The 3,758-nt window shown below is 34.4% G+C and carries 5 protein-coding genes; 4 read left to right on the top strand and 1 reads right to left on the bottom strand.

Going from position 1 to position 3,758, the window contains the following annotated elements:
• The coding region (locus AC1DJR_RS21120; RefSeq protein ID WP_477003434.1) for an MATE family efflux transporter at positions 1–1,080 on the top strand (1,080 nt) is incomplete at its 5' end.
• Positions 1,081–1,117: 37 nt separating this feature from the next.
• Here the strand turns inward: AC1DJR_RS21120 and AC1DJR_RS21115 are convergent.
• Positions 1,118–1,783, bottom strand: coding sequence for a DUF421 domain-containing protein (locus AC1DJR_RS21115; protein WP_477003433.1), 666 nt, complete (start codon positions 1,781–1,783; stop codon positions 1,118–1,120).
• A 157-nt stretch (positions 1,784–1,940) separates the two neighbouring features.
• Here AC1DJR_RS21115 and AC1DJR_RS21110 point away from each other — a divergent pair, with 157 nt between their 5' ends.
• From AC1DJR_RS21110 to AC1DJR_RS21100, 3 genes are all read left to right on the top strand, one after another.
• The gene (locus AC1DJR_RS21110; protein WP_429686680.1) at positions 1,941–2,519 is read left to right on the top strand and encodes a YdcF family protein; all 579 of its coding nucleotides are present in this window, start codon (positions 1,941–1,943) and stop codon (positions 2,517–2,519) included.
• Between the two features lie 148 nt (positions 2,520–2,667).
• Positions 2,668–2,985: a magnetosome magnetite crystal formation protein family gene (locus AC1DJR_RS21105; protein WP_429686681.1), complete on the top strand. Its 318-nt coding sequence runs from the start codon at positions 2,668–2,670 to the stop codon at positions 2,983–2,985.
• A 221-nt stretch (positions 2,986–3,206) separates the two neighbouring features.
• Positions 3,207–3,758, top strand: a 552-nt coding sequence (locus AC1DJR_RS21100) for an NADPH-dependent oxidoreductase (protein ID WP_477003432.1), incomplete at its 3' end; no start/stop codon positions are given.

The following is a 3,758-nucleotide window of genomic DNA, read 5'->3' as shown; positions in this document are numbered from 1 at the left end:
ATCTTTACTCAATCTATGACAGTAGCAGTTGTTATCGTTGGCGTTTTAGCGGCTATTTGCTTATGGAGAATAGAAGATTTAGCATATTTATTTGGTGCGAATGAAGTGATTTTACCATACGCATTAGACTATTTACAGGTGTTATTAACATTTGGAATGATATACGTTTTAGAAAATATTTTAAGTACATTTATACGAAATGACGGAAATCCTAATTTAGCAATGGCAGGTCTTGTTGTAACGGCTGTATTAAATATAGTGTTCGACTATATTTTTATTTTCATCTTTGGATGGGGTGTAACTGGTGCTGCTTCAGCGACTATTCTTTCGGCAGCAATTGGTTTCCTTGTATTATTAACTCACTTCTTTAGAAAAAGTAGTATTTTAAAATGGACGAAATTCCACTTTGAATGGGATACGGTTAAACAAATTATGGTGATCGGTTTCCCAAGCTTTACAGCAGAAAGTACAGTTGCAATCGTAACGATCGGTTTTAATATTGCGTTCGTTCAATATGCAGGAGAACTAGGTGTAGCTTCTTATGCGATGGTGAATAGTATTCATGCAATGACATTACTATTATTCTTCGGTGTTGGAGCAGCGTTACAACCAATCGCTAGTTTCCATTACGGTGCAAATTTATCAGAAAGATTGCGTGAAGGATTGCAGTTTGCTGTAAAAATTGCGCTTGTACTCGGAGGTATTGCAATTGTTGTCGGTTTATTCTTCGGGAAATATATTATAGGTTTATTTAATGTTCAATCGCCAGAACTACTGGAGTTAACGTTAACAGGTATTAGTTTATTCTTTATTCAATATGTATTTTTAGGCTATAACATTGTRTATGGAGAGTAYTTCCAATCAGTGCGACAAACGAAAAAATCAGTACTTATAATAATGAGCCGAGGTTTACTATTTGTTATCCCGTTGTTATGGATTATGCCAAAAGTATTTGGTATAAACGGAATTTGGCTCGTTATGCCAGTAGCGGAAGTATTGACAGCAATTATCGTATTTACGATGAATCGTATGAAACATCCTGTTCCGTTAAACATGGCGAGAGAGAAAAAAGTAATATAGTGAAGAAAATCCCCTTGAACAAGTAAGGGGATTTTTTTCATTCTTTTAAACTAATCGCAAAAGATCCATCTGTCTCCTGCACAGAAGCGAAAGCCACATTTTTAATATTTGTAACACCTTTCTCCATTAACTCTGCATGTAACCACTTTTCATTTTTATGGATTAATTTTAAGTTATCGTATTGAATTTGTKAATCAACGATAAGAGCAATTGGTAAGCCTGCATACTTAACACTTATATTCAWATCTTTTGGAGTCAGAGGCACAAGTTCTCTTTTTGGTAAAATACTAATAGCTCCATTCGCTTCTAATATCGCATACTCAATTTCATGAACACTTGGATATCCTGCGACGCGAAGGTTAGAAAGCAATTCAGGGATCGGATATCTACTTTTTTGTAAGTTCTCAAAAATAATATCACCATGTTTAATTAAAATAATGGGGTGCCCGAGAATAAAACGATTTAGTTTGTTGAGTAGGCTTAATTTTGTAAGAAGCAAATGCAAACATGTAATAACGACCATACCGAGAAATGCTTGTAAAGCACCAGCGACTGGTATGGCTTGAAAAGCTAAATAAGATAAAAAGATAATAGCCCCAAAATCATGAGGAGTTAGTTGTGCTAATGCAGATTTACCAAGYAGCTTAAGKGATAGTAAAAATAAGATRAAAAAGAAYGATACRTTAMATAAAAAGARAAGCAATAGGGACACTCCTTCGTGCGAAGTTGTACTTACTATTCCCAAAGATATGATTAATATTACTTTAGAGGGTAATTTATGCTGAATTGGAATTTATCTGTATACAAATGAATCAGTGGATATTATGATAAATAAATAGAAAAAATAGGAGTATATATGAATGTTAAAGAAAAAAATTATAAAGTATAGTTTAGTAATCTTGATGATTGGTGCTGTTTATGCAGGTTTTTTGCAATATAATATTTATAAGTATGGACATATGAAAGCGCCGGATGATGCTGATTACATTATTGTACTCGGATCGAAAGTAAATGGAACAAAACCTTCTTATTCATTGCAATATCGTATTGATAAAGCAGCTGAGTATTTAAAATCACATGATAAAACAATTGCTATTGTATCTGGAGGCCAAGGAAAAGGTGAAGATATTACAGAAGCATTAGCGATGAAACAAGGATTAATGAAACAAAATATTGCAGAAGAGCGCGTTATAATGGAAGACCGTTCGACGAGCACAGATGAAAATATTAAATTTTCAAAACCTCTTATCCCTGAACATATGAAAAAAGGGATGATTGTAACGAACGATTTTCATATGTTCCGAGCAAAAAAGATTGCAGAAAAACAAGGATTGACATTAGAAGGTCTGCCGGCAAAAACACCGAAGCCAATTGTTATTCAATCGAACGTTCGAGAATATTTAGCGATTACACAATATTGGATATTAAATCGAATATAATCAACTTGAATCCCACCTGAAATTTCAGGTGGGATTTCCATTAAGGTAAATCTTACAAATGTGTCATCTTAATGAAAGGTAAAGCGATAGTTTCTAAAGTGGTTTCCTGACATAATRAAGGTAACAAAAAACTTTAGAGGTGAWTCGKWTGAAAGGRAATAATATTTTATCTTCGCTATGTTACTTTAGTATCTTTTTTGCACCGTTTTTACTGCCAGTTATCGTTTACTTCGTTGCGGAAGATGAAGTGAAATATCATGCGAAAAAAGCATTTTGGTCACATGTTTTTCCATACGCAATTTTATTTGGAGGATTAGCATTATCAGGGGTATACGGTTTAAGTTTCAATCAGTCTGAGAGCGTTGGAATTGGGATGGTTATAACGTATGCAGTGTTTATTCTTGTAGGGATTTACTACTTCATTTGGAATATCGTAAAAGGTGTTAAGGTTTTGAAAACGGCGTAAGAAAAATTGTATAACGGGCAAGAATGGGATGTGAATGTGCCATTACTTATCGGTAAGTCGATATATTTAAATTACCGTTAATATAATTTCATATACCGTATTAATAGAGAGTAAAAAAGGAGTAATTCACAAAGAATTGCTCCTTTTTGTACGTATAAGTTGTGAATCTTGAAAAAAATATGTTAATTTTTCATTATGAAGAGAAAAAAGGAGTGGTTTTTATGAATGAGATGATACATAAAATGGAGCAACACGTTTCAGTTCGTAAATATAAAGAAGAACCAATTTCAAAAGAGATAGTAGAAAGAATGGTGCAAGCTGCGCAGCATGCGGCGTCCTCACATTTTGTACAGGCGTATTCTCTTATATATGTAACAGATCAGGAACTAAAGGCTAAACTAGCTGAATTATCCGGGAATCGTCATGTGAAAGACTGCGCAGCATTCTTTGTATGCTGTGCGGATTTAAAACGTCTAGAAACTGCATGTGAGAAACATGGAACAGAGATTAAACATGAGGGAGTAGAGGACTTTATTGTAGCAACAGTAGATGCCTCATTATTTGCACAAAACTTAGCACTTGCAGCTGAATCATTAGGATACGGCATTTGTTATATTGGCGGAATTCGTAATAACCCGAAAGAAGTGAGTGAATTGCTTCATTTACCGGATAAAGTATATCCGGTATTCGGAATGACAGTGGGCGTACCAAATGAAGATCATGGAGTTAAGCCACGTTTACCGGTAGCGGCCATTCTTCATGAAAATGGATAC

This window comes from Bacillus sp. 05T31, assembly GCF_056396725.1.
The sequence above is the reverse complement of the archived record's forward strand: the minus strand, read 5'-3'. Positions and strand labels throughout refer to the sequence as shown.